General features: G+C 42.3%; 34 protein-coding genes. 28 read left to right on the top strand and 6 right to left on the bottom strand.

From position 1 onward, the window contains the following. Positions 1 to 320 precede the first annotated feature (320 nt). From H6G05_RS25205 to H6G05_RS03045, 10 genes are all read left to right on the top strand, one after another. Positions 321 to 755, top strand: coding sequence for an ATP synthase subunit I (locus H6G05_RS25205; RefSeq protein ID WP_190576212.1), 435 nt, complete (start codon positions 321 to 323; stop codon positions 753 to 755). Between the two features lie 32 nt (positions 756 to 787). Then, entirely contained in the window at positions 788 to 1,561 is a 774-nt protein-coding gene (atpB, locus tag H6G05_RS03085; protein WP_094535394.1) for a F0F1 ATP synthase subunit A, read from the top strand. A 103-nt stretch (positions 1,562 to 1,664) separates the two neighbouring features. Further along, positions 1,665 to 1,910 carry an ATP synthase F0 subunit C gene (gene atpE / locus H6G05_RS03080; RefSeq protein WP_094535410.1) on the top strand — a complete coding sequence of 82 codons (246 nt, stop codon included), beginning with the start codon at positions 1,665 to 1,667 and terminating at the stop codon, positions 1,908 to 1,910. A gap of 143 nt (positions 1,911 to 2,053) precedes the next feature. After that, positions 2,054 to 2,551: a F0F1 ATP synthase subunit B' gene (locus H6G05_RS03075; RefSeq protein ID WP_190576211.1), complete on the top strand. Its 498-nt coding sequence runs from the start codon at positions 2,054 to 2,056 to the stop codon at positions 2,549 to 2,551. Positions 2,552 to 2,619: 68 nt separating this feature from the next. Then, positions 2,620 to 3,153 carry a F0F1 ATP synthase subunit B gene (locus H6G05_RS03070; protein ID WP_190576209.1) on the top strand — a complete coding sequence of 178 codons (534 nt, stop codon included), beginning with the start codon at positions 2,620 to 2,622 and terminating at the stop codon, positions 3,151 to 3,153. A gap of 8 nt (positions 3,154 to 3,161) precedes the next feature. Continuing rightward, positions 3,162 to 3,719, top strand: a complete 558-nt coding sequence (gene atpH, locus H6G05_RS03065; protein ID WP_190576208.1) for an ATP synthase F1 subunit delta — start codon at positions 3,162 to 3,164, stop codon at positions 3,717 to 3,719. Positions 3,720 to 3,863: 144 nt separating this feature from the next. Beyond that, a complete protein-coding gene (atpA, locus tag H6G05_RS03060) occupies positions 3,864 to 5,381 on the top strand; it encodes a F0F1 ATP synthase subunit alpha (protein WP_190576206.1) in 1,518 nt (505 codons plus the stop codon). A 108-nt stretch (positions 5,382 to 5,489) separates the two neighbouring features. Continuing rightward, entirely contained in the window at positions 5,490 to 6,395 is a 906-nt protein-coding gene (locus H6G05_RS03055) for a DNA adenine methylase (protein WP_190576204.1), read from the top strand. Between the two features lie 3 nt (positions 6,396 to 6,398). Further along, the gene (locus H6G05_RS03050; RefSeq protein ID WP_190576202.1) at positions 6,399 to 7,130 is read left to right on the top strand and encodes an HNH endonuclease signature motif containing protein; all 732 of its coding nucleotides are present in this window, start codon (positions 6,399 to 6,401) and stop codon (positions 7,128 to 7,130) included. Positions 7,131 to 7,404: 274 nt separating this feature from the next. Then, entirely contained in the window at positions 7,405 to 8,154 is a 750-nt protein-coding gene (locus H6G05_RS03045; protein ID WP_190576200.1) for an AlbA family DNA-binding domain-containing protein, read from the top strand. 122 nt (positions 8,155 to 8,276) lie between these two features. Here H6G05_RS03045 and H6G05_RS03040 read toward each other — a convergent pair whose 3' ends face one another. Beyond that, positions 8,277 to 8,477 (bottom strand): hypothetical protein, encoded by a 201-nt coding sequence (locus H6G05_RS03040; protein WP_190576198.1) that lies wholly within the window; start codon positions 8,475 to 8,477, stop codon positions 8,277 to 8,279. Between H6G05_RS03040 and H6G05_RS03035 the strand changes: the two genes are divergently transcribed. From H6G05_RS03035 to H6G05_RS03015, 5 genes are all read left to right on the top strand, one after another. After that, positions 8,476 to 8,754 (top strand): BrnT family toxin, encoded by a 279-nt coding sequence (locus H6G05_RS03035; RefSeq protein ID WP_126386019.1) that lies wholly within the window; start codon positions 8,476 to 8,478, stop codon positions 8,752 to 8,754. The two genes, H6G05_RS03040 and H6G05_RS03035, sit on opposite strands and share 2 nt — an antisense overlap. Continuing rightward, a complete protein-coding gene (locus H6G05_RS03030; RefSeq protein WP_242025203.1) occupies positions 8,732 to 8,995 on the top strand; it encodes a BrnA antitoxin family protein in 264 nt (87 codons plus the stop codon). The genes H6G05_RS03035 and H6G05_RS03030 overlap by 23 nt, the downstream gene beginning before the upstream one ends. A gap of 154 nt (positions 8,996 to 9,149) precedes the next feature. Beyond that, entirely contained in the window at positions 9,150 to 10,487 is a 1,338-nt protein-coding gene (locus H6G05_RS03025; RefSeq protein WP_190576194.1) for an FAD-binding oxidoreductase, read from the top strand. Positions 10,488 to 10,574: 87 nt separating this feature from the next. Beyond that, on the top strand, positions 10,575 to 12,005 hold the full coding sequence (locus H6G05_RS03020; protein ID WP_190576192.1) for an aromatic ring-hydroxylating dioxygenase subunit alpha: 1,431 nt from the start codon (positions 10,575 to 10,577) through the stop codon (positions 12,003 to 12,005). Between the two features lie 142 nt (positions 12,006 to 12,147). Then, on the top strand, positions 12,148 to 12,702 hold the full coding sequence (locus H6G05_RS03015; RefSeq protein WP_190576190.1) for a glutathione S-transferase family protein: 555 nt from the start codon (positions 12,148 to 12,150) through the stop codon (positions 12,700 to 12,702). Between the two features lie 51 nt (positions 12,703 to 12,753). On the opposite strand, the gene H6G05_RS03010 is transcribed toward H6G05_RS03015, so the two are convergent. The 4 genes from H6G05_RS03010 to psbE form a co-directional block, all read right to left on the bottom strand. Beyond that, a complete protein-coding gene (locus H6G05_RS03010; protein WP_009625496.1) occupies positions 12,754 to 12,873 on the bottom strand; it encodes a photosystem II reaction center protein J in 120 nt (39 codons plus the stop codon). A gap of 111 nt (positions 12,874 to 12,984) precedes the next feature. After that, positions 12,985 to 13,101 carry a photosystem II reaction center protein L gene (locus tag H6G05_RS03005; protein WP_071590099.1) on the bottom strand — a complete coding sequence of 39 codons (117 nt, stop codon included), beginning with the start codon at positions 13,099 to 13,101 and terminating at the stop codon, positions 12,985 to 12,987. An 80-nt stretch (positions 13,102 to 13,181) separates the two neighbouring features. Further along, entirely contained in the window at positions 13,182 to 13,316 is a 135-nt protein-coding gene (psbF, locus tag H6G05_RS03000; RefSeq protein WP_094534729.1) for a cytochrome b559 subunit beta, read from the bottom strand. Positions 13,317 to 13,423: 107 nt separating this feature from the next. Next, a complete protein-coding gene (psbE, locus tag H6G05_RS02995) occupies positions 13,424 to 13,666 on the bottom strand; it encodes a cytochrome b559 subunit alpha (RefSeq protein WP_094534731.1) in 243 nt (80 codons plus the stop codon). Positions 13,667 to 13,886: 220 nt separating this feature from the next. Between psbE and H6G05_RS02990 the strand changes: the two genes are divergently transcribed. From H6G05_RS02990 to H6G05_RS02970, 5 genes are all read left to right on the top strand, one after another. After that, positions 13,887 to 14,558 (top strand): Uma2 family endonuclease, encoded by a 672-nt coding sequence (locus H6G05_RS02990; RefSeq protein ID WP_190576188.1) that lies wholly within the window; start codon positions 13,887 to 13,889, stop codon positions 14,556 to 14,558. A 9-nt stretch (positions 14,559 to 14,567) separates the two neighbouring features. Continuing rightward, positions 14,568 to 15,794, top strand: a complete 1,227-nt coding sequence (locus H6G05_RS02985; RefSeq protein WP_190576186.1) for a GNAT family N-acetyltransferase — start codon at positions 14,568 to 14,570, stop codon at positions 15,792 to 15,794. Between the two features lie 52 nt (positions 15,795 to 15,846). Beyond that, a complete protein-coding gene (locus H6G05_RS02980; RefSeq protein WP_190576184.1) occupies positions 15,847 to 16,236 on the top strand; it encodes a Fur family transcriptional regulator in 390 nt (129 codons plus the stop codon). 68 nt (positions 16,237 to 16,304) lie between these two features. Beyond that, on the top strand, positions 16,305 to 16,844 hold the full coding sequence (locus tag H6G05_RS02975) for a DJ-1 family glyoxalase III (protein WP_190576182.1): 540 nt from the start codon (positions 16,305 to 16,307) through the stop codon (positions 16,842 to 16,844). Positions 16,845 to 17,050: 206 nt separating this feature from the next. After that, positions 17,051 to 17,509 carry a DUF2214 family protein gene (locus H6G05_RS02970; RefSeq protein WP_190576180.1) on the top strand — a complete coding sequence of 153 codons (459 nt, stop codon included), beginning with the start codon at positions 17,051 to 17,053 and terminating at the stop codon, positions 17,507 to 17,509. 30 nt (positions 17,510 to 17,539) lie between these two features. Here H6G05_RS02970 and H6G05_RS02965 read toward each other — a convergent pair whose 3' ends face one another. After that, positions 17,540 to 17,899, bottom strand: coding sequence for an ArsR/SmtB family transcription factor (locus H6G05_RS02965; protein WP_190576178.1), 360 nt, complete (start codon positions 17,897 to 17,899; stop codon positions 17,540 to 17,542). 93 nt (positions 17,900 to 17,992) lie between these two features. Here H6G05_RS02965 and H6G05_RS02960 point away from each other — a divergent pair, with 93 nt between their 5' ends. From H6G05_RS02960 to glmM, 8 genes are all read left to right on the top strand, one after another. Further along, entirely contained in the window at positions 17,993 to 18,997 is a 1,005-nt protein-coding gene (locus H6G05_RS02960; RefSeq protein ID WP_190576176.1) for an ArsJ-associated glyceraldehyde-3-phosphate dehydrogenase, read from the top strand. Positions 18,998 to 19,178: 181 nt separating this feature from the next. After that, positions 19,179 to 20,438: an organoarsenical effux MFS transporter ArsJ gene (gene arsJ / locus H6G05_RS02955; RefSeq protein ID WP_190576174.1), complete on the top strand. Its 1,260-nt coding sequence runs from the start codon at positions 19,179 to 19,181 to the stop codon at positions 20,436 to 20,438. 202 nt (positions 20,439 to 20,640) lie between these two features. Further along, positions 20,641 to 20,883 carry a thioredoxin family protein gene (locus H6G05_RS02950; protein WP_190576172.1) on the top strand — a complete coding sequence of 81 codons (243 nt, stop codon included), beginning with the start codon at positions 20,641 to 20,643 and terminating at the stop codon, positions 20,881 to 20,883. A 12-nt stretch (positions 20,884 to 20,895) separates the two neighbouring features. Continuing rightward, positions 20,896 to 21,891, top strand: coding sequence for a permease (locus tag H6G05_RS02945; RefSeq protein WP_190576170.1), 996 nt, complete (start codon positions 20,896 to 20,898; stop codon positions 21,889 to 21,891). Between the two features lie 144 nt (positions 21,892 to 22,035). Next, positions 22,036 to 22,530 (top strand): HNH endonuclease, encoded by a 495-nt coding sequence (locus tag H6G05_RS02940; protein WP_094535652.1) that lies wholly within the window; start codon positions 22,036 to 22,038, stop codon positions 22,528 to 22,530. Positions 22,531 to 22,899: 369 nt separating this feature from the next. Next, positions 22,900 to 23,496, top strand: coding sequence for an ATP-dependent Clp endopeptidase proteolytic subunit ClpP (clpP, locus tag H6G05_RS02935; protein WP_190576169.1), 597 nt, complete (start codon positions 22,900 to 22,902; stop codon positions 23,494 to 23,496). 89 nt (positions 23,497 to 23,585) lie between these two features. Further along, positions 23,586 to 25,082 (top strand): tetratricopeptide repeat protein, encoded by a 1,497-nt coding sequence (locus H6G05_RS02930; protein ID WP_322096320.1) that lies wholly within the window; start codon positions 23,586 to 23,588, stop codon positions 25,080 to 25,082. A gap of 164 nt (positions 25,083 to 25,246) precedes the next feature. After that, positions 25,247 to 26,632: a phosphoglucosamine mutase gene (gene glmM, locus H6G05_RS02925; protein ID WP_190576167.1), complete on the top strand. Its 1,386-nt coding sequence runs from the start codon at positions 25,247 to 25,249 to the stop codon at positions 26,630 to 26,632. Positions 26,633 to 26,826 lie beyond the last annotated feature (194 nt).

The following is a 26,826-nucleotide window of genomic DNA, read 5'->3' as shown; positions in this document are numbered from 1 at the left end:
AAAGTATAGGAGTGTGATTTCTGCTGCCACACACAGCCTATTGAGGCTTTAGGCGGTACAAAGAAATTTTTGAAATCGCGGCTTCGCCGCGATTTCAAAAATTTCTTTAGGTTTTAATTCAGTTCAAAGCGCCATACCTATTTGTTGAAGAGTTGTAAAGCAAATGTGACATCTTGCGTGATATGCTTAGCAACGGTGTAGGCAGCTACATCCAAGTTTTTGGACACCCATTTTCGTTACTATCCTCAGTAACAGTTCTTCACTCAAATCACTCAAATAATCAGCAAATTTCGCTAAAAAGCAGCCACCAAAAGTCAACAGTGAAGATCATTCCCGCAAAAAACAGTACAGTTTCGCAGACGGTTGTAGAAACCTCATCCACATCAGTATCTGATGGCATGGAAGAGTACAACCGCCTCAAATTTAAGCTGTTAGTACTTACGCTCGCTTCTGGAGTCATTATTGGCTTAGTAGTGTGGTTTTGGTATGGATGGACGATCGCTCTCAGTTATGCTGTTGGGGCAGTGGTTGGCGCGGTTTATTTCAGAATGCTGACCAAGAGCGTAGACCGATTGGGTGGTGAGTCCAACCGTCTCGGTTTTTCTCGCCTTGGTTTATTTGTAATTCTGATTGCGATCGCTGCCAAATCAGATCAATTGGAAATTCTGCCCGCATTCTTCGGCTTTATGACCTATAAAGTAGCTGTTTTAGTGATTCTTGCTCAAGATTTGAGCAATGGGTTCCATTCTCGCTGATTTGACCTCCTACAGGTTGTAACATATCGAACATGATTGATCCAGTATCTTTTGGCTATGCAATGAGCCATCAAACCAGTCTTGCCGCGCTAGAAGTGGGCAAACACTTTTATTGGCAGTTCGGTAACTTTACGGTACATGGTCAAGTATTAATCGTGAGCTGGGTTGTAATGGGTGCAGTACTAGTTGCTGGACTTATTGGAGCTAGCACCGCTAAAGCTGACCAGCGTGTTCCCGCAGGTTTTCAAAATTTCATGGAATATGCTCTGGAATACGTTCAGGGCATCGCTAAAGACCAGATTGGCGAAAAGCACTATAGAGAATGGGTGCCATTTGTTGGTAGTCTATTCTTGTTTATCTTCGTATCAAACTGGTTAGGAGCGCTAGTTCCTTGGAAATTGATCGAATTGCCAGAGGGCGAACTTGCTGCCCCGACAAGCGACATCAATACCACGATCGCCCTAGCATTATTAGTCTCCCTAGCCTATTTCTATGCTGGATTGAGCAAGCGTGGTTTGGAATACTTCACTAGATATGTCCAAGCCTCTCCGTTTCTCCTTCCTTTATGGGTTCTTGAAGATTTCACAAAACCCCTTTCGCTAAGCTTCCGTCTTTTCGGAAACATCCTTGCGGATGAGCTGGTTGTGGGGGTCATGGTTCTCCTCGTGCCTTTGTTTGTGCCTCTGCCATTGATGATTCTGGGATTATTTACCAGTGCCATCCAAGCATTGATTTTTTCTACGCTGGCAGCGTCATACATCGGTGAAGCGATGGAAGGACATGGTGATGAAGGACATGAACATTAAGTTCATTTACTTCAAAATAATTGATTCAAGCGATTGATTCGGGAAGTTTACTTCCCATATATGTAAACCAATAACAATAATCTAAGAAAGGAAAAAGAACGTGATTGATCCATTAGTAGCCTCAGCATCCGTAATCGCCGCTAGTATCGCCGTTGGTCTTGGTGCAGTTGGACCTGGTATTGGTCAAGGTACAGCAGCAAGCCGTGCTGTAGAAGGTATTGCTCGTCAGCCTGAAGCTGAAGGCAAAATCCGTGGCACACTATTGTTGAGCTTGGCTTTCATGGAAGCTCTTACTATTTACGGTCTGGTTGTTGCCCTCGTATTGCTATTTGCTAACCCCTTCGCCTAATAGCTCTAGCATCACAAAGAAGCTAAGTATAGCCATCCTGTAATTGTGGATCATCCTTAGCTTCTTTGTAAATCTAGATAATCGCCTTTGGTGATTGCAATTCGTAATCGCACTAGAAAGAGTGCTGTTTCAGCAATATAACTATGACAATTTGGAACCTTTTTTCAACTGTTCTCATGGCTGCGGAAGCAGTAGAACATAAAGGCGGCTTGTTTGATATCAATGCCACGCTTCCAATTATGGCGGTGCAGTTTATTGTTTTCGTAGCGCTTCTCAACGTTATTTTCTTTAAGCCTCTAACCAAAGCGATCGACGATCGCGATGATTATGTTAGAGACCAAATTATCGGAGCAAAAGAGCGCCTCGAAAAGTCAGAACTAGTTGTTAAGCAATATGAGCAAGAGCTTGCTGCTGCTCGTAAAGCGACTCAAAACATTTTGGCTACCGCTCAAGCGGACGCAAACAAGATTCGTAAAGAACGTATTGATGCTGCTGTTGCTGAGGCGCAAGCCAAAGTTGCAAGCGCAAAAGCAGAAATCGACAAGCAAAAGCAGGATGCTACTGCATCTTTGGATGCGGAAGTGGAGTCTCTCAGTCGCCAAGTTCTAGAAAAGCTGCTAGGTAACTTAGTAAGATCCTAGTTTTAGTCTTTATATTCCTAGATAGTTCTTGTCTGGCTTCTTGCCATTGAGTAATAGAAATAACGTTTATGATTAGAAATTTCGTCTTACTTGCAAGTGAAGCGGTAGAGCATTCAGGATTCGGACTAAACACCGATATTCTGGAAACTAACGTAATCAACTTAGTGATCGTTATCGGTCTTTTGATCTATGCAGGTCGCGGTTTCTTAGGCAAAATTCTCTCAGCGCGTTTGGAGTCTATCCAATCGGCGATCGCTGATGCAGAAAAGCGCCAAAAGGATGCATCGGATAAGCTAGCAGTACAACAAGGAAAATTAGCACAAGCCAAAACTGAAGCTGATAACCTACGTCAACAAGCTGAAGCTGATGCAAAACACGCGGCTGATTTAATTTTGGCAACGGTTGATGCAGATATTGCGCGGTTGCGTGAATCTGCCGATCAAGAGATTGCTACCGAACAAGATCGTGTAATCGTGCAGTTGCGTCAGCAAGTTGCCGAAAAAGCTCTTGCGAGTGTGCAGTCTTACTTTGATCGCGGTTTGAGTGAAGACACTCAGATTGAATTGATTGACCGTAGCATTGCCCTTTTGAGTTCTGACTAGGAGAAAACATGAAATCTAGTTCTGTTAGTCAAGCAGTTGTGTCTCCCTACGCTGAGGCTTTGATGTCTTTAGCGCAGGAGCAGAATAATTTGGATGCGATCGCTAAAGATGTGCGCTTTGTTGGCAACACTCTCAGTGATTCTGTTGAGTTAAGCCAACTTTTTGCTAGTCCCCTAATTGGCGCAAATGTCAAAAAAGGCGTAATAGAAAGTGTGTTTGGTTCGCAAGTTGATGCTGTCACCAAAAGCTTTTTGCTTCTATTAGTAGATCGCAAACGTATTGCTTTTCTCGGTGAAATCATCAGTGAGTTCAAGTCATTGTTGCGTGTAATCGATCAAGTTTCCCTTGCTGAAGTTACATCGGCATTGAAATTGAGCAGAGCGCAAGAAGACACTATTTGCGATCGCGTCAAAGCGATGACCAAATCAAAGAGTGTCGAACTCGCCGTGACCATCAATCCCGACTTAATCGGTGGTGTAATCATCAAAGTTGGCTCTCAAGTAGTAGATGCCAGCATCCGTGGACAACTACGTCGACTAAAAAGCAGCCTAACCGCAGGCGTTTAGAAGTAAAAAGGTAAAAGGAAAAGGGAAAAAAGTAATCACCAATTCCCTATCACCAATTACCAAAAGCTAATAGCTAAATGCTAATAGCTAAACCCCCAAAATATTAAAAACAAATCGATCGCTGATAACTGGTAAAACACAACTATGGTTAGCATCAGACCTGACGAAATAAGCAATATTATCAAGCAGCAAATTGCTAATTATAACCAAGAGCTGCAAGTTTCCAACGTTGGTACTGTCCTGCAAGTCGGTGACGGTATCGCTCGTGTCTACGGCTTGGAACAGTGCATGGCTGGCGAGTTGCTGGAATTTGAAGATGGTACTGTCGGCATTGCGCTGAACCTTGAAGAAGACAACGTTGGTGTTGTGTTGATGGGTGAAGGTCGTAAAATCGCTGAAGGTAGCTCGGTAAAAGCAACTGGTCGCATTGCCCAGATTCCCGTAGGCGAAGCATTTATTGGTCGCGTTGTTGACGGGTTGGCTCAACCTATCGATGGCAAAGGCGAAATCAAAGCAACCGAAACTCGTTTAATCGAATCTCCTGCTCCTGGAATCATTGCCCGTAAATCCGTATTTGAACCTCTGCAAACTGGCATTACCGCGATCGACGCGATGATTCCTGTTGGTCGTGGTCAACGCGAATTGATCATTGGTGACCGCCAAACTGGTAAGACCTCCGTTGCCGTAGACACAATCATCAACCAAAAAGGTTTGGATTGTATCTGCGTATATGTAGCGATCGGGCAAAAAGCTTCTACCGTTGCTAACGTTGTTAACAAGCTCCGCGAAAGTGGCGCAATGGAATACACGATCGTCGTTATGGCAAGCGCCAACGATCCTGCTACCTTGCAATACCTCGCTCCTTATACTGGCGCAGCATTGGCTGAGTACTTCATGTACAAAGGCAAAGGCACTTTGATTGTATACGATGACTTGTCCAAGCAAGCTCAAGCTTATCGTCAGATGGCTCTCTTGCTCCGTCGTCCACCAGGTCGCGAAGCATATCCTGGAGACGTATTCTACTTACACTCTCGCTTGCTCGAACGTGCTGCGAAGTTGAGTGATGAACTCGGTGGTGGCTCGATGACTGCCTTGCCGATCATCGAAACCCAAGCTGGTGAAGTATCGGCTTATATTCCTACCAACGTAATTTCGATTACCGATGGTCAAATCTTCTTGTCTTCTGACCTCTTCAACGCTGGTATTCGTCCTGCAATCAACCCTGGTATTTCAGTATCCCGCGTTGGTTCCGCAGCACAAATCAAGGCAATGAAACAGGTTGCAGGTAAGATCAAACTAGAACTAGCTCAGTACGATGACCTCGTAGCTTTCGCTCAGTTCGCGTCTGATTTGGACAAAACCACTCAAGCTCAACTAGCTCGTGGTCAGCGTCTCCGTGAAATCCTCAAGCAACCTCAATACTCGCCATTGCCTGTTGGCGATCAAGTAGCGATTATCTACACTGCGATTAATGGCTACCTTGATGAACTCGAAGTTTCTCAAGTTGGTGCATTTAACAAGGGACTACGTAATTACTTGGCAACCAGCAAGCCTAGGTATGGTGAAATCATTACGGCTGAGAAGAAGCTCTCTGATGAAGCAGAAAAAATCTTGAAGGAAGCACTTGTCGAATACAAGAAAACATTTTTGGCTTCTGTCTAATCCACAAATAAGCTAATAAAAAAGAGGGCAGATAATGCCCTCTTTTTTATTGAAAATGAAATTTAAACTCTGTGATATGCTGCTAGGCAAGTATTGTTTTGTACTTCGATGTCTAATTTGCCGCATCCAGTTCAATATCAAGGGAGTAAGAGAAATCTCGCTTCATTTATTCTTGGTTTCTTGCCTAACAAAATAGATAGGTTAGTTGAGCCTTTTGCAGGGACTGCATCAGTTAGCATTGCGGCTTCCGCGAATCAGTATACACAAAGATTTTGGTTAAATGATCTTAATAAGCCTCTAATTGAACTACTCCAGTTGATTATTGATAATCCGCGTGAGATTGCTGATGCTTACGCAAATATATGGGAAGAGCAGCATTCTGATTCGATTAGTCACTATTTTGCAATTAGAACAAGATTTAATCAAACTAACGATCCAAGATTGTTTTTATATTTACTAGCTAGATGTGTCAAAGGCTCAGTGCGTTACAACTCTGAAGGTCTATTTAACCAGAGTCCAGACAAGAGACGCAAAGGGACAGTTCCTGCAACGATGAGTAAAAATATTACAGGGGTTTCTAGCCTATTAAAAGGTAAATGTCAGTTTACAGCTTGGGATTATCGTAAAGTATTAGCAACAGTACAGAAAACTGATTTGGTTTATCTCGATCCGCCTTATCAGGGTGTATGTGGGAATAGGGATTCGAGATATTTATCGGGGATTGATTTTGATGAATTTGTTCTCGCTCTTGAGAGTCTCAATGATCGGGGTATTAGGTTTGTAATTAGTTATGATGGGAAGTTAGGGAATAAGACTTTTGGTCAGATTTTACCTGAGAGGTTGGCTCTTAAAAGAATTGAAATTGAAGTTGGGCGATCGTCACAGTCAACTTTATTAGGTAGAGCAGAAAAAACTATTGAGTCTTTGTATTTATCGCCAAATCTAATTCAGGACAAGTTGATCGATTTGTCTGGCTATAGGCGCGAACAGCCTAAACAATTGGTGTTGGTGTAAAAAATGGATAGCTCTCAGTCATTACCCGATGATTTTTTGCTGCTTTGTCAGTCTGTGACTGCAAAAAGACCCAAAGCAGTGATTGACCATATTCTCCAATATGGTTTCATTACGACTGAGGATCTAAAGAAAACCTATGGTTATAATCATCCACCGAGAGCTGCTAGAGATGTACGCGAGCATGGTATTCCCTTAGAAACTTTTCGGGTGGTCGGAAGTGATGGCAGAAAGATTGCTGCCTATAGATTTGGAGATATTAGCAAGACAAGATTTTCGAGGTTGTCTGGTCGGACAGGTTTATCAAAGCAAATTAAGGATGATTTGATTAAGAGTTATGGTTGTCGATGTTTTATCTATTTAGAGCAAGTGGATGAGCGCGAGTTACAAATCGATCATCGTGTCCCTTTTGAGGTTGATGGTGAACCAGATTTAGCGCCTGAAAACTTTATGCTTTTATGTGGTTCGGCAAACCGAGCAAAGTCTTGGGCTTGTGAGCATTGCCAAAATTGGATTGAGCTTAAGGATAAGTCTATTTGTTTGTCATGTTACTGGGCATATCCAGAAAATCATCTGCATATTGCAATGCGACAGGTGAGACGAATTGATCTCTTGTGGGAGGGTGATGAGGTGGCTGATTATGAGGCGTTGAGGCAAAGAGCGGTGAGTTTAGATAAGGCGATTTCTGAGTTTGTTAAGGAAATTATTGAACGGGAAATTAGTCTTGATGAAGATTAGGTATTTTGCAGACGCGGATATTATTTATATTGTTATCTTTCAAAATCCACCTATAAAAACGCGATATTTATAAGATAATAGGTTATTAGTTGAAGATAGATAAGCTTAGCATTATGACGATTAAACACGCTAAACAAAGGTTATGTATTCCAGAGGTTGATTATCAATAGATTGCGACACAAAAATCATTACTGTACCTAAATAACAAAGAATATGATTTTTAGAGAACAATCAATTTCATAGACATATTTCCCCTACAGACTAGAATTATTTTATGATGCAATACAACCCTCCAAAACTTGCCTTTAAGGAAGAGTTTGCCCGTTTTTTAGAAAATCCAAGTCGCGAATCTTTGCGCCTTGTATTACAAAATCAAATAGGAGAACAGAATGAGCTAGACTTCAAAGAAATGTGGAATGAAAAAGAAAAAACTATTATAGCAAAACATATTTTAGCTTTTGCTAACACGAACTCAGGCTGCATTATTTTTGGTGTATCAGAGAAAGAAGATAAAACATTTGATATTAAAGGCTTAGCAAATTTAATAGATAAAACTGAGATTAAGAACAGAGTAAAAAAGTATATTCCAGAATCAGTACTGTATGATATTTACGACTTTGACTACTCAGAATCTGAATATTCAAAGTTAACTGGAAAGAAGTTCCAAGTCTTACATGTTAATTACAATCCCAATATTATCCCAGTTCTTGCTATTGCTGAGGGGGATTCATTAAGACCTAATGCAGTGTATATAAGACACAATAACAGCTCATCCGAGGCTAATTATAGCCAACTGCAATCGATGATCAATAAAAGAATTGAAGATTCAAGGCAACCTACTAAAGGAAGAGCGTTAAAAGAACATTTATCTGAATTAGAGGCTTTGTATGAAAAAAACAGTCGATTTGCTTCTATCAGATCCCCATTTGAAACTAGTTTGAAAGCAGATTTCTACAAGTTTATTGATAAGATGATTGCCCAAAAACAGGAGATAATTGAAAGAATTATTAACAGTAGTTTGTAATAGTAAACCAGTATTATTGCTGACAAACAATATTTTAATGTAATGTAATTTAGCTAATATGAATCTTGTTAAAATTGCTTGTTTGAAGTAAAGGTAGCTAGATTTTGCTTATGGCAACTTGACTAATAGGGTGATAGCCTAATTTTAAATTTTAGCGAATAGGCGATCGCTGTTTTGTGAGTTGCATGATGTGGCGATCGCCTAGTTTTATTTTTGATGAATAGGCGATCGCTGTTTTGTGAGTTGAAGCATGGGGCGATCTGGTTATTTTTGAGGAATAGGTGATAATGAAAACAATTAGTTTGATTAGCTATAACCTTCATGCAATTTGAGTGGGACGAAACAAAAAATCTTGAAAACATTCGCAAGCATGAAATTGACTTTGCAGATGTCCCCTCAATGTTTGATGGTGAAATGCTGATAGAACTAGACGATCGCTTTGATTATGGCGAAGATCGCTGGTTTGGGATCGGTTTTCTCGGTCTTGGAATAGCGGTAGTAGTCTGGACAGAACGTAAAAACAACATCATCCGAATCATTTCTGCAAGAAGAGCCAACCGTCATGAACAGAGAAAATTTGAACAGTACCTCTCGTACTAACTGGGCAGCATTGGAGGCAATGTCAGATGAGGATATTGATTATTCAGATATTCCGCCACTAACAGATGAGTTTTTTGAACGTGCAACCTTACGCATTCCCGTAGATCAAGCTCAAAACTTAGTTCAACTAGATCCCGATGTAAAACAATGGTTTCAGAATCAAGGAGATCAATATAAAACTCTGATTAATAGTGTTTTACGCCAATATATAGAAAACAGTAAAACTCAACATTCCACCTAAAGTTTTTCTGTTTTGATGAATAGACGATCGCCTTGTTTTAATTTTTAGTGGATAGGCGATCGCTGTTAGTGGTTTGCACGATGGGGCGATCGCTAATGTTTTTTTAGCAAAGCTTTTCAGGACTAGAATAGGATGATAGCGACAGTCGGCAAATATGCAAATATCTTTAGACAATCTGTTAGAAGAATTATCGGGACTTGAGACAATTACTAATCCCACACAAGTTGCGAAACTTTCAGAGGATTATGCTCACTTTAGCCCAGTTCTTATTCCATTACTAGCTGGCAAAGTCGGCGATGTCGTAGTCCGTCCTAGCAACGAAAGTGAAGTACTGAGAATCGCTAAAACTTGCGTAAAATATCAAATCCCCTTAACAGTGCGCGGTAGTGGCACAGGCAACTATGGACAATGTACCCCCCTCATGGGTGGAGTGATTTTAGAAACTTCGCGATTGCAAGAAATCAAATGGATTAAAGCAGGACTCGCTTGTGTGGAAACAGGCGTAAAAATGGTGACCCTTGATAAAAAAGCTCAAGAAATTGGCTGGGAATCGCGAATGGTTCCATCGACAGTACGAAGTGCGACGGTGGGCGGATTTATTGCGGGGGGAAGTGGTGGGATTGGCTCAGTTTTGTATGGGCAATTGCGCGATCGCGGCAACTTGCGAGCCGTGCGCGTCGTTACCCTCGAAGATGAACCAAGAGTCATTGAACTACGTGGTGATGATGTCCAAAAAGTAGCTCACGCCTATGGCACAAACGGCATCATTACCGAATTAGAAGTTCCCTTAGCTCCTGCCTATGGCTGGGCTGAGTATGTTGTTAGGTTCGCTGATTTCATGACTGCGGCGAGATTTGGGCAAGCGCTGGGGAATAGTGATGGCATTATCAAAAAGATGATCAGTGTTCATTCCGCACCGATTTCTAATTATTTCACAGCTTTACAGAGTTATATTCCCACGGATTCCCATTGTGCTTTAGTGCTAGTTGCCGAAAGCGATCGCGAACCGTTTAAAAGCCTCATTCAAGAATTCAAAGGTGAGATTTGCTATGAGAAAAGCCCTCAGGAAGCGAGTAAGGGGATTAGTCTAGTTGAGTTTTCATGGAATCACACTACATTACATGCTCGTGCTGCTGATGCTTCCCTGACTTACCTCCAAAGTCTATTTCTGAACGATCCGAAATTAGAACTTGTGCAGCAAATGTATAAACATTTCGGTGATGAGGTGATGATGCATTTGGAATTTATCAAGGTCAATGGAGTCGTAATTCCTGCGGCGATTCAAGTGGTGCGCTTTACGACGGTTGATCGCCTAAATGAGATCATTGAATACCATGAGTCGCAGGGTGTATTTATTGCCAATCCCCATACCTATATCCTGGAAGATGGGGGCATGAAAACCATTGATTACGATCAGCTCAACTTCAAGCGCCAAGTCGATCCCTACGGTTTGATGAATCCCGATAAAATGAAAGGCTGGCAAATTAAATAATCAAAGGCGACGCTTTGCGTCACCTTTGATCGGCGATCGCAAGCTAAACTATTTACATAACTTTACAAAGCGAAGAGTCCATTAGCTATGACTGCAAGCACTTTGCTCAGAGATAATCTCGATGATAAATCCAAATCTGAGGCTGATCGGCGATCGCAAGTTTTGCCTGCGGGTGGACAAGATCCTGATCGCTTTGATTGGCAAGAGGTATGGTATCCCGTATTTTATATTGAAGACTTAGATAAAACTAAACCTGCCAAATTTACCTTGCTAGAACGCGATTTGGTAATTTGGTGGGATCGACACACAAACTCATGGAAAGCTTTTGACGATCGCTGTCCCCATCGATTAGTCCCTCTATCAGAAGGAAGAATTGCGGAGGATGGCTTATTAGAATGTCCCTATCACGGTTGGGCTTTTAAAGGCGATGGAAATTGCGATCGCATACCCCAACAACCCGAAGGCGGACTAGCTCACACCTCAAAACGTGCTTGTGTAAAGTCTTTGCCCACCGCCGAGCGTCAAGGCTTACTATTTATTTACGCGGGCAAGCCCGAAAATGCCCCTCAAGTCAAAATTCCAATCATTGAACCGTTGGAATCTGAGAAATGGACTCTTTTCGGCACTTTCCGCGACTTACCCTACGATGCCATCACACTTTTAGAAAATGTCCTTGATGCGAGTCATCTTCCTTTTACTCATCACAAATCGGTAGGCAATCGCGCCAATGCTGCACCGATGGTTTTAGAAGTTCTCGAAAGTGATAAGCACGGTTTTACAGGAACTTGGGAAGAAGGTCCAAGGCGAGGCAAATTAGGAAGACAAGACACTACCTTCATCGCACCTTCGTTGATGTGGCATGATCTTACGTCTAAGCAATTTGGTCGCACGATCACGGCTGTCTATGCGACACCCACTCGCAAAGGTGAATGTCGCTTGTTTGCGAGATTTCCCTTCCAATTTAATTCCGCAATTCCCCGATTTTTCATTGGTATTACACCACGTTGGTATTCACACATTGGACAAAATGGAATCTTAGAAGATGACCAGATTTTTCTGCATTATCAAGAGCGTTATTTAGCTCAGACCCTCGCTCAGCCAGAAATTGATGGCAATTATGCTAAGGCTTTCTATTTGGCAACAGCCGCCGACACCTATGTTTCGGAATTACGGAAATGGGTCAATCGTTATGAAGCCGATCCCTTTGTCGATCAGAGATTAGTTGCACCTTTAGCAAAGGAAGTTCTCTTAGATCGCTATCATTCGCATACTTCTAAATGTGCAAGTTGCAGTCAAGCTTTGCGAAATGTCCGCAAGATAAAAACAATCAGTCTGGCGATCGCGGCGATCGCATGGACAGCCACACCATTACTCAGTTATATTTTTGCCCCAGCTAATTTAACCTTGATTTTGCTTGGTTCTAGTACGGCGGCGATCGCGATCTCAGTATGGCTAATTTGCAATAACCTAGAACGCAAATTCATCTACGGACAAGAAACGCCTTTACGCAATTTATAGATAAGGAGCTAAGCAAAGCCATAAAGTTGCGCCCCTTGGGGGCGCAACTTTATGGCTTTGGTAATTGGTACATAAAGTGCTTTGCACCTTAATATAAATGAGGTCGCTTAGCGCCCTCATTTATTGTGTTTAGAAAAAAACTATGATCAAGCTCTATGGTGGCGCAAGAAGTCGCGCCTCAATCGTCAGATGGTATCTAGAAGAATTGCAAGCTCCCTATGAGTTTCAGTTACTGGATATGAAAGTAGGTGAGCATTTACAGCCTGAATTCTTAGCAATTAATCCCTTTGGTAAAGTCCCTGCGATTGATGATGATGGCTTTATCGTCTGGGAATCAGGTGCGATTATGCTTTATGTGGCGGAAAAATATGACCAATTGAAGACATTACAAGAAAGAGCGATCGCTGCTCAATGGGTCTTATTTGCTAACTCGACACTGGGAACTGGACTCTTTGTTGCGGAAAGTCGCGAGAAAGAAACACCCCGTTTACTGGGCAGCTTAAACAAGGTTCTCGAAAATCAGGATTATATTACTGGCGAAAATTTCACAGTGTCGGATGTTGCCGTAGGTTCAATTTTGGGCTATGCGATCATGATGCTGCAAATGTCCTATGCTGACTATCCTGCGATCGATGCTTACATGAAGCGAATTAGCGATCGCCCCGCTTACAAAAAAGCAATTTTAGGTATTTCATAAAAAAACAAAAAAAGAAGGGGCGCAATGCGCCCCTTCTTTTTTTATGGAAAGTTAGCTAGCCGAACCAAGTCCAACATAGGAACCATAAAAGAAAAGACCGACAACAACTAGTACACCAGTACCAGCAACAGTTGCGACCAACCAAAGCGGAATACGTCCATTTTGAAGCATGAATGAAACCTCCAGATAAAAATTGTTTTTATGAAATGAAGTGCAAATGAGTTTGAGAATTTAGAGATTATTCAAGAAATAGAATCTTTTCTAACTAATCCCTAAGCCACACTAGTTAAAGAAATAGCTGGAAAAAAGTAGCACAGTTACGAAAATGAGCAGTAGTCCCAAGAAGAGAGAAGTACGGTTCAACTCTACAGGTTGGCTGTTAGGATTTTTAGGAGCCATAGGTAGGTAAAAGGAGAAAGGTTAAAGGTAAAGGTAAAAAGTTTTGTTTTTTAAGAAAGCAAAACTGGAATGAATTTCGATTAGCGGCTGATGAATTGCATTGCAGCGATCGCGCCGATGAAGAACACGGTAGGAACCCCTAAACCGTGAACAGCCAGCCAACGGAAAGTAAATACAGGATATTGAATGGGTTGGTTAGGGTTGTTGCTTGCCATAGTTGTTTAAGTAGTGGATGCGTTGATTGAGTGCGTTAATGGGGAGTCGTTAATTTAGCGCTTAAGTTTATGGCTGCAAAATTAACGAAATATTGTTGATCTAAGCGCTATTTACCCATTTGGATATCTTTGGAGGGATTGTAGCGATCGGTTACCAGAGGAGCGGTCTGACGATCTTGACCATAGTATTCGTTGGGGCGTGGTGTGCCAAATACGTCATAAGCTAAGCCTGTGCTTACAAATAGCCAACCTGCCAAAAATAAAGCGGGAATTGTAAGGCTGTGGATTAGCCAATAACGAACGCTAGTAATAATGTCGGAAAATGGGCGTTCTCCAGTAGTACCTGCCATAACAGTCCTCTAAATGTGTGATGTTTAAAATCTTTATCTTAAATAATAATTTACTATTGTACATACTTGCGATCGCAGAGCTAAAACAATAGCCTCATCAATTCCAAATATTTTATGAGAGTAAGCCCCACAGGGCTTACTCTCATAAAATATTTAGATGATATCAATTACAATCAAAATATCTCAAAACTATCTAATTTCAGTTCGGGAGCCAAACAAAATGGTCAGTCAACTGAGCAAACCTAACCCCAACGAAGTCGAGATTATTTATCCCGAAAGTGATGGCAAACCAATGGCTGACAATACCAAACAGTTTGAACTAATCGTGGAAATTAAGAAAGGCTTAGATTGGCTATACTTCAATAATCCCCAAGTATTTGTAGCAGGGGATCTGTTCTGGTATCCTGTCAAAGGGCAGAACACGATAGTTACTGCACCTGATGTAATGGTCGTATTTGGTCGTCCTAAAGGAGATAGGGGATCTTATCGTCAATGGGAAGAGGATAATATTGCGCCTCAAGTCGTTTTCGAGATTCTCTCACCTAGTAATAGCCGTCATGAGATGAGCAAAAAGCTTCTCTTCTTCGATCGCTACAATGTCGAAGAATATTATCTCTATGACCCCGAGACCAATCTACTTGATATTTGGCTCCGCACCACCAATGGATTAGAGCCAATCTTCTCCAATGATGATTGGGTTAGCCCACGCCTCAATGTTCGCTTTAATATATCTACAGGTCATCTACAGCTCTATCGTCCTGACGGTACAAAGTTCCAATCCTATATCGAAGTCAATAACTTGTTAGAAGCAACTACAGAGAGACTTAGTGAAGCCGAAGCTATGCTTCAAAAATATCGAGATCGCTTTGGTGATCTCCCAAGCGAAGGCTAGAGCTAAGGAATGAAAATTCGCAAAATCGACAAAAACGATCGCCTTGAAATTCTCAAGGGGGATTTGTATGCCTATTCACGCTGGACTAATCAAGATTTACCACGATCGCATTTGACGGCGATTAATCCTGAAGAGGTCTTAGCGGCGGAAATCGATGGCAAAATTGTGGCGGCGTTGCAATGTTTTAGCTTTCAGCAGTCGGTGCGCGGTAGTCTCAAGGCTATGGGAGGTATCGGTGGTGTATGGACATATCCTGAATATCGCAACCAAGGATGTGTCAAGGCTCTGATGAAAAGTGCCTTTTTAGAAATGCGGATGCAAGGGATCTGCGTAAGTATGCTTACGCCCTTTAAAGAAAGTTTTTATGAGTCACTGGGCTATGCGATCGCTAATGCCACCAATGAAGTAAATATTCCTGTTTCGTCTTTATCGAAATATTTAAAACTACCGAATGCAGCTAACTTAACCTGCGATCGCCTTGCCGCGACAGAAGCAAAGGATATTTTGGCAAATTTTCTCTACGAAAACCTGCGATCGCAAACACTACTACCCCATAGTCATGGGCTGGCAATTACTAATTTTACCTACGATCAATGGTGGCATCTACATCGCCAAAAACTCTGTGTAGTAATCAAACGCGATCGCCAACCCGTAGCCATAGCTATCTATGTGATCGATAGCAGTGGCAATTTGCCAATGCACGATCGCCAGATTGAAATTTCATCGATATTCTGGACAGATATCGACTCACGAGATCGACTATTGCATTTCTTTGCTAGCCATCGTGACCAGATTCATAGTCTGAAAATACCTTTGCCACTGAGCGCAAATGTGCATACATGGTTCAGTAATGCAGGACGTTTAGACTCAATCATGACCGATCCTTGGATGGTCAGAGTGATCGATATTGTCGGTGCTTTGCATGGGTTACCGATCGCCTCTGAGCCATTTACCTTTGCCCTCTGTGATCCCTATTGCAATTGGAATGATGGTGTATTTGGAGTAAATGGCGATCGCGGTCAGCTTACAGTTAAACGCTATAGTAATGGCGATATCGCAGATCTGGCGATCGACTTTAAAGCAACGATCGCAGGTATATCTGCCTTAATTTATGGTACTCAAGCGATCGGTGATCTTGTACATCAACAATGGATTACTGGAATCACACCCGAAACCTGTGAGCGATTAGAAAAATGCTTTACACCATGTCTGATTTATAATCCTTTTAAGTTCTAACCATACCCAAGAAAATATTCTGTGGATATTTTCTTGGGTAAACAGCAAAAGCATGAAAGAAAAACTCACTCGCAGTCAAGAACGAGTGCTACATCTCCTCCAACATCACGATCGCGCCATATCCGCGCAGGATATTCATTCGGAGTTACGCAATAGTGAAAACAGTGTGGGTCTGGCTACGGTTTATCGATCTCTAGATACTCTCAAGCTACAAGGCTTAATCAAAGCGTTGACCTTACCAAATGGGGAAACCGTCTATAGTGTCACCCCTGCCGATAGACATCATCTTAATTGCCTTAATTGCGGCAAGTCTTTACCCATTGACTCTTGCCCTATCCATGATTTGGGCAATCAACTAGCAAAAAAACACTCTTTCCAAATTTACTATCACACGCTTGAATTTTTTGGTTTGTGTAGTGAATGTCAGCAGCAAACTCCATAAAGGCAAAGTTGGGCGAGCTTTGCTCGTCCAACTTTGTCTTTATGGGATTTTAATTTAATTGGTGAAATATGACTAACGCACTTGTCCCACTATTTGAAGGCTTTGAAGAAATAGAAGCGATCACAATTATTGATGTGTTACGTCGTGCTGGGGTTGAGGTAACTACCGCAAGCTTAACTACACAAACTGTGATCGGCGGTCATGCGATCGCCATTATTGCCGATACACTTCTCGATCAAGTCGATGCGAGTCAATTTGATGCGATCGTCCTTGCTGGCGGTGCGGGTACGTTTCGGATGAAAGAAGATCCACGCATTGCCAAAATGTTAATTGCCCATGATTCCGCAAATAAATTGGTCGCCGCCATTTGCGCTGCCCCCACTGTTCTGTCCGCCGCAGGTTTACTCAAGGATAAACGCGCCACATCCTATCCATCGGTCAAAGATGAGATGCAAGTCGCGGAATACTTGACGATTCCTGTGGTCGTTGATGGCAATGTGGTTACCAGTCGGGGTGCGGGGACAGCAATGGCATTTGCTTTGAAGTTGGTTGAGATCTTAAAAGGTGAGGCGATCGCTAATAAACTCGCAGTAGATATGATCGTGTAGTGGATTGAACTATAAGCTTCTAGTGGTTTAATTTGTCATCAGCTTTGTGTTTTGGTATAAGGCTGTAATTGATAAATCATACAGCGAATAAAGCTAAAACCCTATAAATTTCCACAAATATCATAGATTATCGTCATTATTTGTTGGAAATCATGATAAAGCTTGATTGTAGTGATAATCTTGAAATCAAGTTATAGGAGAGTCTTATGTGGGCTAATGCGATCGCTGCTTATTTACATTATTTGAGCTTAGGACTTATTTTTGCGGCTTTATCTACAGAACTATTTACCCTAAAGCAAGACCTAACCAATCGTGATGGATGGCGAATTCTAATTGCCGATACTATTTATGGAATTGCAGGAATTACGATCTTAGTAACGGGGATTTTAAGATATTTATATTTTGAAAAAGGCGCAGATTACTATTCCCATCAACCAGTTTTCTGGATGAAAATATCTGTATTTATTGCGGTTGGCTTATTGTCGCTATATCCCACAGTTTCATTCTTGATGTGGATTAAAAACCTTCGTGCGGAAAAGCCTCCAGAAGTAAGCCCAGAGAAAGTCAAAACCTTAAGAACAATTATTCACATTGAGCTTGTTGGATTTAGTCTCATTCCTCTCCTTGCTTCCATGATGGCAAGAGGAATTACGTTAGGCTTATAAAACAGAGGGGACGCTAAGCGTCCCCTCTGTTTATGAAAGAGCATCCCTTAACATCGCTAACTTTTCAGGCAAAATGCGATAGTAAATTGAAGTGCCACGTCGTTCTTTCGTAAGTAGTCCAGACTCATAAAGAACCTTGAGATGATGACTGACAGTTGGCTGCGATATACCTAAGGTTTCAACCAATTCACAGGCATAGACTTCTTGAGTGGGCTGAGCCGCAATCAAACTCAAAATTTGTAATCGCACAGGTTCGCCCAATACACGAAAGATACTTGCTAATAAAGCTGTGTCCTCTGGTTGCAATCGCCCAGCCATTAGTGGCGGACAACATCTCGTTGCGATCGCAGCTTCCTTGGGTTGGGCAATCATCGGTTGAGAAATTTTCATAGCTTTAATCTTGACATATCCCCATCAAAACCGCCAAAATATCGACAAATACAAATATTGATATAAATCAATACTAGGATTATAGGTTAAATCATGGCAGTGCGAGTTGGTATTAACGGTTTTGGCAGAATTGGTAGATTGCTTCTGCGTGCTGCTTGGGGCTTTCCCGAATTAGAATTTGTGCATATTAATGAAATCAATGGCGGCGTAGAAGCTGCCGCGCATTTACTTGAGTTTGACTCGGTGCATGGACGCTGGCAACAGGATGTGCGATTAGAAGGCGATCGCATCCAAATTGATCATCAATCCCTCAGCTTTAGCGAATATGCCAAACCTGAATTAGTCAACTGGCAAGAATTAGGCGTAGATATTGTTCTCGAATGTTCGGGCAAATTCCGCACCCCCGAAACCCTAAATCCCTATTTCAGCAAAGGCATAAAGAAAGTCATCGTTGCAGCTCCAGTGAAGGAAGAAGCGCTGAATATCGTGATGGGAATTAACGATTATCTCTACGATCCCGCACAGCATCATCTATTAACAGCAGCGTCTTGCACGACCAATTGCCTCGCGCCTGTGGTGAAAGTTATCCATGAAGGTTTAGGAATTAAGCATGGCGTAATTACCACCATTCATAACAATACGAATACCCAAACCCTCGTTGATGCACCGCACAAAGACCTGCGTCGTGCAAGGGCTTCGGCTTTATCGCTAATTCCGACAACAACGGGATCGGCAACTGCGATCGCAATGATCTATCCCGAACTCAATGGCAAACTAAATGGATTAGCGGTGCGAGTGCCTTTGCTTAACGCTTCTCTTACAGATTGTGTATTTGAAGTAGCGCGATCGACCACGATTGAGGAAGTAAATCAATTATTAAAAACAGCCGCCGAAGGTGAACTCAAAGGGATTTTAGGTTATGAAGAACGTCCCTTAGTTTCTATTGACTACAAAGACGATCCGCGATCGTCCATTATTGATGCTCTTTCGACAATGGTAGTTGATGGAACTCAGGTCAAGATATTGGCTTGGTACGACAACGAGTGGGGCTATTCTTGCCGCATGGCGGAATTAGCGAGAAAAGTGGCTTCGTTCTAAGACCCTCACCCCCCAGCCCCATCTCCCGCAGGAGATGGGGAGTGAAGAAGATATTTTTTGCTTTTTCTTCTTTCAATGAGAAAGGGAGAGCAAAGAACGCTTATTTTTTTCTTGTTCCCCTCTCCCAATGGGAGAGGGGCTAGGGGTGAGGGCAAATCATCTAAACTTTGAGAGATTTATCATGAACTCCTCAACTGCATCACAAGCAAACTTCAAAAATTATGTGCTTGTCACCCTCACCTATTGGGGGTTTACGATTACCGATGGAGCTTTGCGACTATTGGTCTTGCTTTATTTCAACAATATTGGCTATACCCCAATTCAAATCGCTTCGCTATTTCTGTTCTATGAAGTGTTTGGAGTTGTTACCAACTTTTTAGGCGGATGGATTGGTTCACAATTAGGACTAAAAGTTACGCTTTATACTGGGATAGGATTGCAGATTTTCTCGCTGATAATGTTATCTTTTCTCAATCCTGAATGGGCGCAATGGCTAGCAGTTCTCTATGTGATGATCGCGCAGGCTTTTTCGGGAATTGCTAAAGACTTGACGAAGATGAGTACTAAAAGTGCAATTCGTCTTGTCGTACCACAAGACGCTCAATCAGCTTTGTTTAAATGGGTAGCAATTCTTACGGGTTCCAAAAATGCTTTGAAGGGTGTCGGCTTTTTTATCGGCAGTGCTTTACTAGGACTATGTGGCTTTGTAAGTTCCCTTTGGATTATGGCAGGATGCTTATTTCTGCTTCTGTTCACAGGTTTATTCTTGCCAAAAGGTATGGGCAAAATCAAGGCAAAGGTCAAATTTAAGCAACTCTTTTCTAAAAGCCCTGAAATCAATCTTCTATCAGCAGCTAGATTCTTTCTCTTTGGCTCTAGAGATGTGTGGTTTGTGGTGGGATTGCCTGTATTTTTGCGAAGTGTCTTAGGCTGGTCATTTTATCAAGTTGGTGGCTTCTTAGCCTGTTGGGTGATTGGCTATGGTTTAATTCAATCCCTTGCACCAAAATTAATTAAGCACTTTGGTTCTGGACAACCACCCCGATCGCAAACTGTGCGATTTTGGACAACTTCCCTAATTGCTGTACCTGCGTTAATTGCGATCGCTTTGCAATTAAATCTTTCGCCTAATCTAGTCATAATCGGCGGCTTACTGATTTTTGGTGTAGTCTTTGCCTTTAACTCATCCGTACATTCTTACCTAGTTCTCGCCTTCACGGACGATGACAAAGTTGCTCTAAATGTTGGCTTCTATTACATGGCAAATTCAGGCGGACGCTTAGCAGGGACGGTGTTATCGGGATTAGTTTATCAGTTTGCGGGTTTAGTGGGATGTCTCTGGGTATCAACTGCTTTAGTTCTTGCCGCCGCCGTAATTACGCACAAGTTACCCGATCCGCAGATCAGCAAGGCGATCGCATGGAGATCTGATGGAGAATAGTGCGATCGCCTCCTGATTACAGTTCCAATCTTGCTTTTAAGTTAGCTGGAGCAATATAAATACGCCTACAAATCTAATTGACTCGGATTTACTATAAAAAGCTAGAAAGTCATATGTAGGAATTGTAACGAAATCAGGTTTATATATTTATTGCTCCTATAATCAATATATTGATATACATCGATATATTAGGGAGCGCGTTATGGATATGGTCAAAATTGAAATTTTGGGTACGGGTTGTAAAAAGTGCCAACAGTTAGAATCAAATGCCAAACAAGCTGTGGCAAAGCTGAAACTCACGGCGGAAGTTCTGCATATTACCGATCCTGTGGAAATTGCTATGCGTGGAGTGATGTCCACTCCCGCAATGACTATCAATGGCAAGGTTGTCTGTAAAGGTCAAGTAATTAGTCCCGAACAAATCCAACCGCTATTACAGAGTTAGAGAGATAAAGCTATGTTTGATCCTTTCTATCCCTTTGATTGGTTAGCGACGCAGATTGTTACAAAACTTTTGGGGTTAGAAATCGTCTCCCATTTAGGATCTAGTCTGCACTTCTTCCTCTACGATGTGCCGAAAGTTTTAACCTTGCTAATTGTGATTAGCTTTATCGTTGGCACATTTCAGAGCTTTTTAGAACCAGAGAGAGTTCGTTCTTTATTAGAAGGAAAGCGTACTTTTGCAGGAAATGTCATGGCGGCGATGGTCGGCATTGTCACACCATTTTGTTCTTGTTCAGCCGTTCCCTTGTTTATTGGATTTTTAGAAGCAGGCGTTCCTTTAGGTGTGACTTTCTCCTATCTGATGGCTGCACCCATGGTCAATGAAGTCGCGGTAATTCTGTTGTGGGGACTATTTGGACTGAAAGTAACTTTGCTGTATATCGGTTTTGGTGTGAGCTTAGCGATCGCATCAGGATATATCATCGGACTGCTCAAACTCGAAAAATGGGTAGAGCCATTTGTATGGGAACTGCAAAGATCCCGTCAAGGTGTAGCGATCGAAGATGAAGACAGCCTCGAACTTGCCATGACTTGGAATCAAAGATTTGAGCAGGGCAGATTTCAATCTAGTGAAATTGTGCGATCGGTTTGGCTTTATGTGGTACTTGGCATTGCGATCGGTGCAGGAATACATGGTTATGTGCCGACTGATTTTATTGTCAAATATGCAGGAGTTCACAATCCTTTAGCCGTTCCTCTCGCGGTGGTCTTGGGTGTACCACTCTATGCCAACATCGCAGGAGTGATGCCAATTACTGAAGCCTTGGTTAATAAAGGAATGCCAATGGGTACAGTGTTAGCTTTCACGATGGCAGTTACCGCGCTCTCTCTTCCTGAAATAGTAATTCTTAAAAAAGTACTGCGCCCTCAACTGTTAGCTGTATTTGTTGGGTTGATGACGATTGGTATTATCAGCATCGGTTACATTTTCAATGCATTGTTGCTGTAGCAATATTGGTTGTGATGAAAGTCAGCCATTGGCTGACTTTCATCACAACCAATATTTATAATGAGAATTGCTGATCTATATAGAATTATCTAGCTGATTTTTGACTACCTGTGCTAGCATCTCTTGTAAGTTCGCTTGATGGTAATGGCAAAAGTCCTTGTACTAAATGCATCCTATGAACCGCTGAACATTACAAATTGGCAGCGAGCTATTGTGTTGGTTATAAAAGGCAAGGCTGAGCAAGTAGAACATAATGGCAAGATGATCTATCCTGGGATGCCATTGCCCACGGTAATCCGAATGCTGCAATATATCAGCATTCCCTACAAAGAAATTCCGCTTACCCGTCGTAATATCCTGCACCGTGATGCTCATTCCTGTCAATACTGTGGGCATACGGGCGATGATCTGACGCTGGATCATGTGTTACCGCGATCGCGTGGAGGTGGTGATAGTTGGGACAATATTATTACCGCCTGTGTCCGTTGCAATGTCAAAAAAGGCAATCGCACTCCCAAAGAAGCTTCTATGCCACTACGCAAGCAGCCACGCCGTCCCCACAGTGGTTTACATTTCGAGGTCACAAAATATCTGCGATCGGGAAATCATGACGAGTGGCAAAAATATATTATCAACTAGTGGATAGTCAAAAGTTTATTTTAAGAATATTGACTTGAGCGGTAAATAAGCTGTTCGTTTGACCAATACTCAAAATCTTATTTAGATAATATATAGCTGTCGTCATTCTTGTTAGGACATAAAACCCGAATAGTGTGAGGCGGCGCTTCGCGCCGCCTCACACTATTCGGGTTTTGATTTGTCCTGATACAGATGGCTATAGCTATAAAAGAGCAAGTGGGCGCAAAGCGCCCACTTGCTCTTTTATATTACTGGGTTGTGCATGATCATAAAGCAATATATTTGCGGGGTGAAATCCGAATAGAGACAACGGTTAGCTTTTATGACATATCAGTACAATATGATGAGAGTAAACCGTAAAGATAAACTATGATCCCAACCGTAATTGAACAGTCTGGTCGTGGCGAAAGAGCCTTTGACATTTTTTCGCGTCTACTGCGGGAGCGGATCGTATTTTTGGGGCAACAGGTTGACGACAGTATTTCTAATATCATCGTTGCTCAGTTGCTTTTTCTCGAAGCCGATGATCCCGAAAAAGATATTTTCTTATATATCAACTCCCCTGGTGGCTCTGTGACCGCAGGCATGGCTATTTACGATACGATGCAGCACATTCGACCTGATGTTTCCACTATTTGTGTGGGACTAGCGGCGAGTATGGGCGCTTTCTTGCTCACAGGTGGCGCAAAGGGTAAAAGACTATCTTTGCCCCATACACGCATCATGATTCACCAGCCCCTTGGTGGCGCACAGGGACAAGCGACGGATATCGAAATCCAAGCCAAGGAAATCCTGTATCACAAGAATCGGCTTAATGAGTTGATGGCTTTCCATACGGGACAGCCGATTGAACGCATTGCTGAAGACACCGATCGCGATTTCTTTATGGCTCCTGATGAAGCTAAAAATTATGGGTTAATCGACGAAGTTGTGACCCAACGCCCAAAATTTGAAGTTGCTACTTAGTACTTAGTATTGTAAAAAATGGCTCAAGTCTTGAGCCATTTTTTATTTTTAATATTTAATTTTGAGTAAATATGCTTGAAGCAAACTCTGTGAAATCCCTTAAACAAGAAGCTGAAGTAAAACCCTCTGATGATCAGGCATGGCTGCATCTAGCAAGAGCTTGTTATAGTCAAGCGAATTGGGAAGAAGCGATCGCAGCTTATGTTCGAGCTATTGATATCCGACATCAGTACGCCGCAGAGAATTATGATCCTAGCAATATTTTAGTCACATCCTCTTCAAATATTTCTAATAGTAATGAAGATAGTTCTAATGCATTAGATGAAGCATTTACTTACTATCAAGAAACCTTAGAAATAGAAGCTGAATACGCAGTATTCTATCTTCATTATGGGTATTTCCTGCGTGATCAATTACAGATTAATGCAGCCGAATTGGCATTTCACAAATGTCTAGAGATTAATCCAGAATTGGCTGAATCCTTTCTAGAGTTAGGCAACATCGAATATAACCGATGTAACTATGCGGCATCTATACAATATTTTCAAAATGCGCTTGTTCATAAACCCGAATATGCCGAAGCCTATTGCAATATTGGTAATTGTCTAGCATTACAAGGTCAGTTTGAAGAAGCGATTACTTGTTATGAAAAAGCCTATACCATAAATCCCAATTTGCCAGAACTTTCTCAGAAGTTGAACAAAATCTACAACAGGTTCGTACCACGTTGGCATTTCCCAATGATGAATGATACCTACCGCAATGATTGCTATGAAAAGACCTTACAAAAACTAGTCAAGCCTGATTCTATAGTTTTAGATATTGGTTCTGGCTCTGGATTACTAGCCCTTATGGCTGCAAGGGCTGGTGCAAAGCAAGTATATACCTGTGAAAAGGTGAATGTAATCGCTAATATAGCTCGACAAATTGTGGAGGCTAATGGCTACAGTCAACAGATTACTACGTTTAATAAACTATCTGATGATTTAAAAGTCGGTGAGGATTTAGCCGAACCTGCCGATATCTTAGTCAGCGAAATTTTTGATGTGGGACTCTTAGCAGAGTACGCAGTCCCTTCTATTCGTCACGCCCGTGAGCACTTACTGAAACCCAGTGCCAAGATTATTCCTAGGGCAGCAACTGTATATGCAGCTTTGGTTGATAGTCAGGATGTATTTCATACGGATCGTGTGAATATGGTGTCTGGTTTTGATCTGAGTTTGTTTAATACTTTTTCCAAAAAAGAAGATTACTTGCAATTATTTTTGTGTAACTTCAAACATAAAATCCTCTGTCAGCCTTTTGAGGTATTTGAGTTTGACTTCTGCGGGGCTAATATCGAGCCTGAAAATCGCAAGATAGCTGTCCAGATTACGCAAAATGGAAATTGCCATGCGATCGCTTTCTGGTTCCGTTTATGGCTAGATGATGAGATTTATCTGGATACCAGCCCCTTGAGTCAAGATACTTGCTGGATGCAGGCTGTACATATTGTCGATCCGCCTAACGTTGTTCATGCTGGGCAGGAAGTAGTAGTATTAGCCAGCCACGATACCACCTACATTGATTTAAAGTTGAGTGAGTAGAAAAGTGTTGTCACACTTTCGTGAATTGGTATATAGCGCTTTTCAAGCAAGCGAGGTACAAAGGTTAGTTTCCCCGCCAAAGGCGGGGAAACTAACCCATACTTCACTAGATTGGTAAATGCTATAAAGGCTTTCTAATATGTAATGTGTGAGGAGACATATTTATGAAATTGTTTGGGACAGATGGTATTCGTGGGCATGTTGGGAGTTTTTTAACAGCCCCACTGGCGCTTGAGGTTGGGATTAGTGCAGGCAAAATTTTAAAAGAGCGGGTTGAGCTTGATCGGGCTATAAATCAGACCCAAAGTGCAAATGTAATCGCGATCGGGCAAGACTCGCGGACATCGGGCGACATGCTCTCATCGGCAATTTCCGCAGGGTTAACGGCAGCGGGTTGGGATGTCTGGCATATTGGGCTATGTCCTACACCTGCGATCGCCTATCTTACCGCCAACTCCCCAGAAATCTTTGGCGGTGTAATGATTTCGGCGAGCCATAATCCACCTGAAGATAACGGTATTAAGTTCTTTGGTGATAATGGTGCAAAGCTTTGTGGTGAGACTCAACAGGCGATCGAAAAACTTTTAGAATCACGGCTTCATGCGGATCTGGTTAATTCCTCTACGGATTGGGGCAAGTATCACGAAAAGGCGCATTTAATTTCTGATTATCAAGAGTCTTTGCAATCCTCAATCGCTACGGATTTAAGCGGCTTAAAAGTAGTATTGGATCTAGCCTATGGTTCAGCAACGCGCGTCTCCTTGGAAGTATTTCGCAACTTAGGCGCAGAGGTAATTTGCTTACACCAAGAACCCGATGGCGATCGCATTAATGTCAATTGTGGCTCTACCCATCTGGAACCTCTACGTGCTGCTGTCAAAGAACATGGCGCAGATATGGGCTTTGCCTTTGATGGTGATGCCGATCGCGTCTTAGCGGTCGATAGTAATGGACGGGTGGTTGATGGTGATTACATCCTGTACCTGTGGGGACAGGAGTTACTCGAAAATAATCAACTCCCCAACAGTGCGATCGTCACCACCGTGATGGCAAATCTCGGCTTTGAACGCGCATGGCAAAAACTTGGCGGTAACTTAGTCCGCACCGATGTGGGAGATCAATATGTCCATGCCGAAATGGTGCGATCGGGTGCAATGCTCGGTGGCGAACAGTCAGGACATGTACTATGTCGGCACTATGCCGTTAGTGGTGATGGTTTACTTGCAGCATTGCACCTTGCGGCTTTGGCGAAACAAAAAGCTCCTCTTGCTGAACTCATGGATCAGAGCTTCCATCCTTATCCCCAATTGCTCAAAAATGTGCGTGTCGAAGATCGCGAACTACGCCGCAATTGGCAGACCTGTGATGCATTAGTGCAAGTGATCGCTTTAGCCGAACAGGATTTAGGCGATCGGGGTCGGATTCTAGTCCGAGCCTCTGGTACAGAGCCGTTGATGCGAGTCATGGTGGAAGCTGAGACTCTTGATTTGGCGCAGCATTGGACAAATAGTTTGACAGGACTCATCGAAAAGCAGTTTGTCAAAGCTTAAAAACCTATAGCGCACGCGGCGCGTGCGCTATAGGTTTTTAAGCTTTTATAGTAAAATCTTGAGTCAAATCAAGTATTTTTATAGCAATGCAAATACAAGTAGCGGTGCGAAGCGCCGCTACTTGTATTTTAGGTTTTATGTCCTAAGCAAACCTTTGGTTGCTATAGATAGTTTTTTTAAAACTTTCTAGTGGA

The organism is Phormidium tenue FACHB-1050 (genome assembly GCF_014696925.1).
Lineage (GTDB): Bacteria > Cyanobacteriota > Cyanobacteriia > Pseudanabaenales > Pseudanabaenaceae > Pseudanabaena.
This window is presented reverse-complemented; position numbering and strand designations above follow the sequence as displayed.

What these genes read in the sequence shown, in the direction of transcription:
- clpP (WP_190576169.1), top strand. Translation starts at nt 22,900, where the DNA reads ATGATCCCAACCGTAATTGAACAGTCTGGTCGTGGCGAAAGAGCCTTT.
- H6G05_RS02950 (WP_190576172.1), top strand. Translation starts at nt 20,641, where the DNA reads ATGGATATGGTCAAAATTGAAATTTTGGGTACGGGTTGTAAAAAGTGC.
- H6G05_RS02975 (WP_190576182.1), top strand. Translation starts at nt 16,305, where the DNA reads ATGACTAACGCACTTGTCCCACTATTTGAAGGCTTTGAAGAAATAGAA.
- H6G05_RS03025 (WP_190576194.1), top strand. Translation starts at nt 9,150, where the DNA reads ATGCAAATATCTTTAGACAATCTGTTAGAAGAATTATCGGGACTTGAG.
- H6G05_RS02960 (WP_190576176.1), top strand. Translation starts at nt 17,993, where the DNA reads ATGGCAGTGCGAGTTGGTATTAACGGTTTTGGCAGAATTGGTAGATTG.
- H6G05_RS03050 (WP_190576202.1), top strand. Translation starts at nt 6,399, where the DNA reads ATGGATAGCTCTCAGTCATTACCCGATGATTTTTTGCTGCTTTGTCAG.
- glmM (WP_190576167.1), top strand. Translation starts at nt 25,247, where the DNA reads ATGAAATTGTTTGGGACAGATGGTATTCGTGGGCATGTTGGGAGTTTT.
- H6G05_RS03075 (WP_190576211.1), top strand. Translation starts at nt 2,054, where the DNA reads ATGACAATTTGGAACCTTTTTTCAACTGTTCTCATGGCTGCGGAAGCA.
- atpA (WP_190576206.1), top strand. Translation starts at nt 3,864, where the DNA reads ATGGTTAGCATCAGACCTGACGAAATAAGCAATATTATCAAGCAGCAA.
- H6G05_RS02945 (WP_190576170.1), top strand. Translation starts at nt 20,896, where the DNA reads ATGTTTGATCCTTTCTATCCCTTTGATTGGTTAGCGACGCAGATTGTT.
- atpB (WP_094535394.1), top strand. Translation starts at nt 788, where the DNA reads ATGATTGATCCAGTATCTTTTGGCTATGCAATGAGCCATCAAACCAGT.
- H6G05_RS03035 (WP_126386019.1), top strand. Translation starts at nt 8,476, where the DNA reads ATGCAATTTGAGTGGGACGAAACAAAAAATCTTGAAAACATTCGCAAG.
- H6G05_RS02980 (WP_190576184.1), top strand. Translation starts at nt 15,847, where the DNA reads ATGAAAGAAAAACTCACTCGCAGTCAAGAACGAGTGCTACATCTCCTC.
- H6G05_RS03070 (WP_190576209.1), top strand. Translation starts at nt 2,620, where the DNA reads ATGATTAGAAATTTCGTCTTACTTGCAAGTGAAGCGGTAGAGCATTCA.
- H6G05_RS03010 (WP_009625496.1), bottom strand. Translation starts at nt 12,873, where the DNA reads ATGCTTCAAAATGGACGTATTCCGCTTTGGTTGGTCGCAACTGTTGCT.
- psbF (WP_094534729.1), bottom strand. Translation starts at nt 13,316, where the DNA reads ATGGCAAGCAACAACCCTAACCAACCCATTCAATATCCTGTATTTACT.
- psbE (WP_094534731.1), bottom strand. Translation starts at nt 13,666, where the DNA reads ATGGCAGGTACTACTGGAGAACGCCCATTTTCCGACATTATTACTAGC.
- H6G05_RS02965 (WP_190576178.1), bottom strand. Translation starts at nt 17,899, where the DNA reads ATGAAAATTTCTCAACCGATGATTGCCCAACCCAAGGAAGCTGCGATC.
- H6G05_RS02940 (WP_094535652.1), top strand. Translation starts at nt 22,036, where the DNA reads ATGGCAAAAGTCCTTGTACTAAATGCATCCTATGAACCGCTGAACATT.
- H6G05_RS03005 (WP_071590099.1), bottom strand. Translation starts at nt 13,101, where the DNA reads ATGGCTCCTAAAAATCCTAACAGCCAACCTGTAGAGTTGAACCGTACT.
- H6G05_RS02990 (WP_190576188.1), top strand. Translation starts at nt 13,887, where the DNA reads ATGGTCAGTCAACTGAGCAAACCTAACCCCAACGAAGTCGAGATTATT.
- H6G05_RS02970 (WP_190576180.1), top strand. Translation starts at nt 17,051, where the DNA reads ATGTGGGCTAATGCGATCGCTGCTTATTTACATTATTTGAGCTTAGGA.
- H6G05_RS03015 (WP_190576190.1), top strand. Translation starts at nt 12,148, where the DNA reads ATGATCAAGCTCTATGGTGGCGCAAGAAGTCGCGCCTCAATCGTCAGA.
- arsJ (WP_190576174.1), top strand. Translation starts at nt 19,179, where the DNA reads ATGAACTCCTCAACTGCATCACAAGCAAACTTCAAAAATTATGTGCTT.
- H6G05_RS03055 (WP_190576204.1), top strand. Translation starts at nt 5,490, where the DNA reads ATGTCTAATTTGCCGCATCCAGTTCAATATCAAGGGAGTAAGAGAAAT.
- H6G05_RS03020 (WP_190576192.1), top strand. Translation starts at nt 10,575, where the DNA reads ATGACTGCAAGCACTTTGCTCAGAGATAATCTCGATGATAAATCCAAA.
- H6G05_RS03040 (WP_190576198.1), bottom strand. Translation starts at nt 8,477, where the DNA reads ATGAAGGTTATAGCTAATCAAACTAATTGTTTTCATTATCACCTATTC.
- atpH (WP_190576208.1), top strand. Translation starts at nt 3,162, where the DNA reads ATGAAATCTAGTTCTGTTAGTCAAGCAGTTGTGTCTCCCTACGCTGAG.
- H6G05_RS02985 (WP_190576186.1), top strand. Translation starts at nt 14,568, where the DNA reads ATGAAAATTCGCAAAATCGACAAAAACGATCGCCTTGAAATTCTCAAG.
- H6G05_RS03045 (WP_190576200.1), top strand. Translation starts at nt 7,405, where the DNA reads ATGATGCAATACAACCCTCCAAAACTTGCCTTTAAGGAAGAGTTTGCC.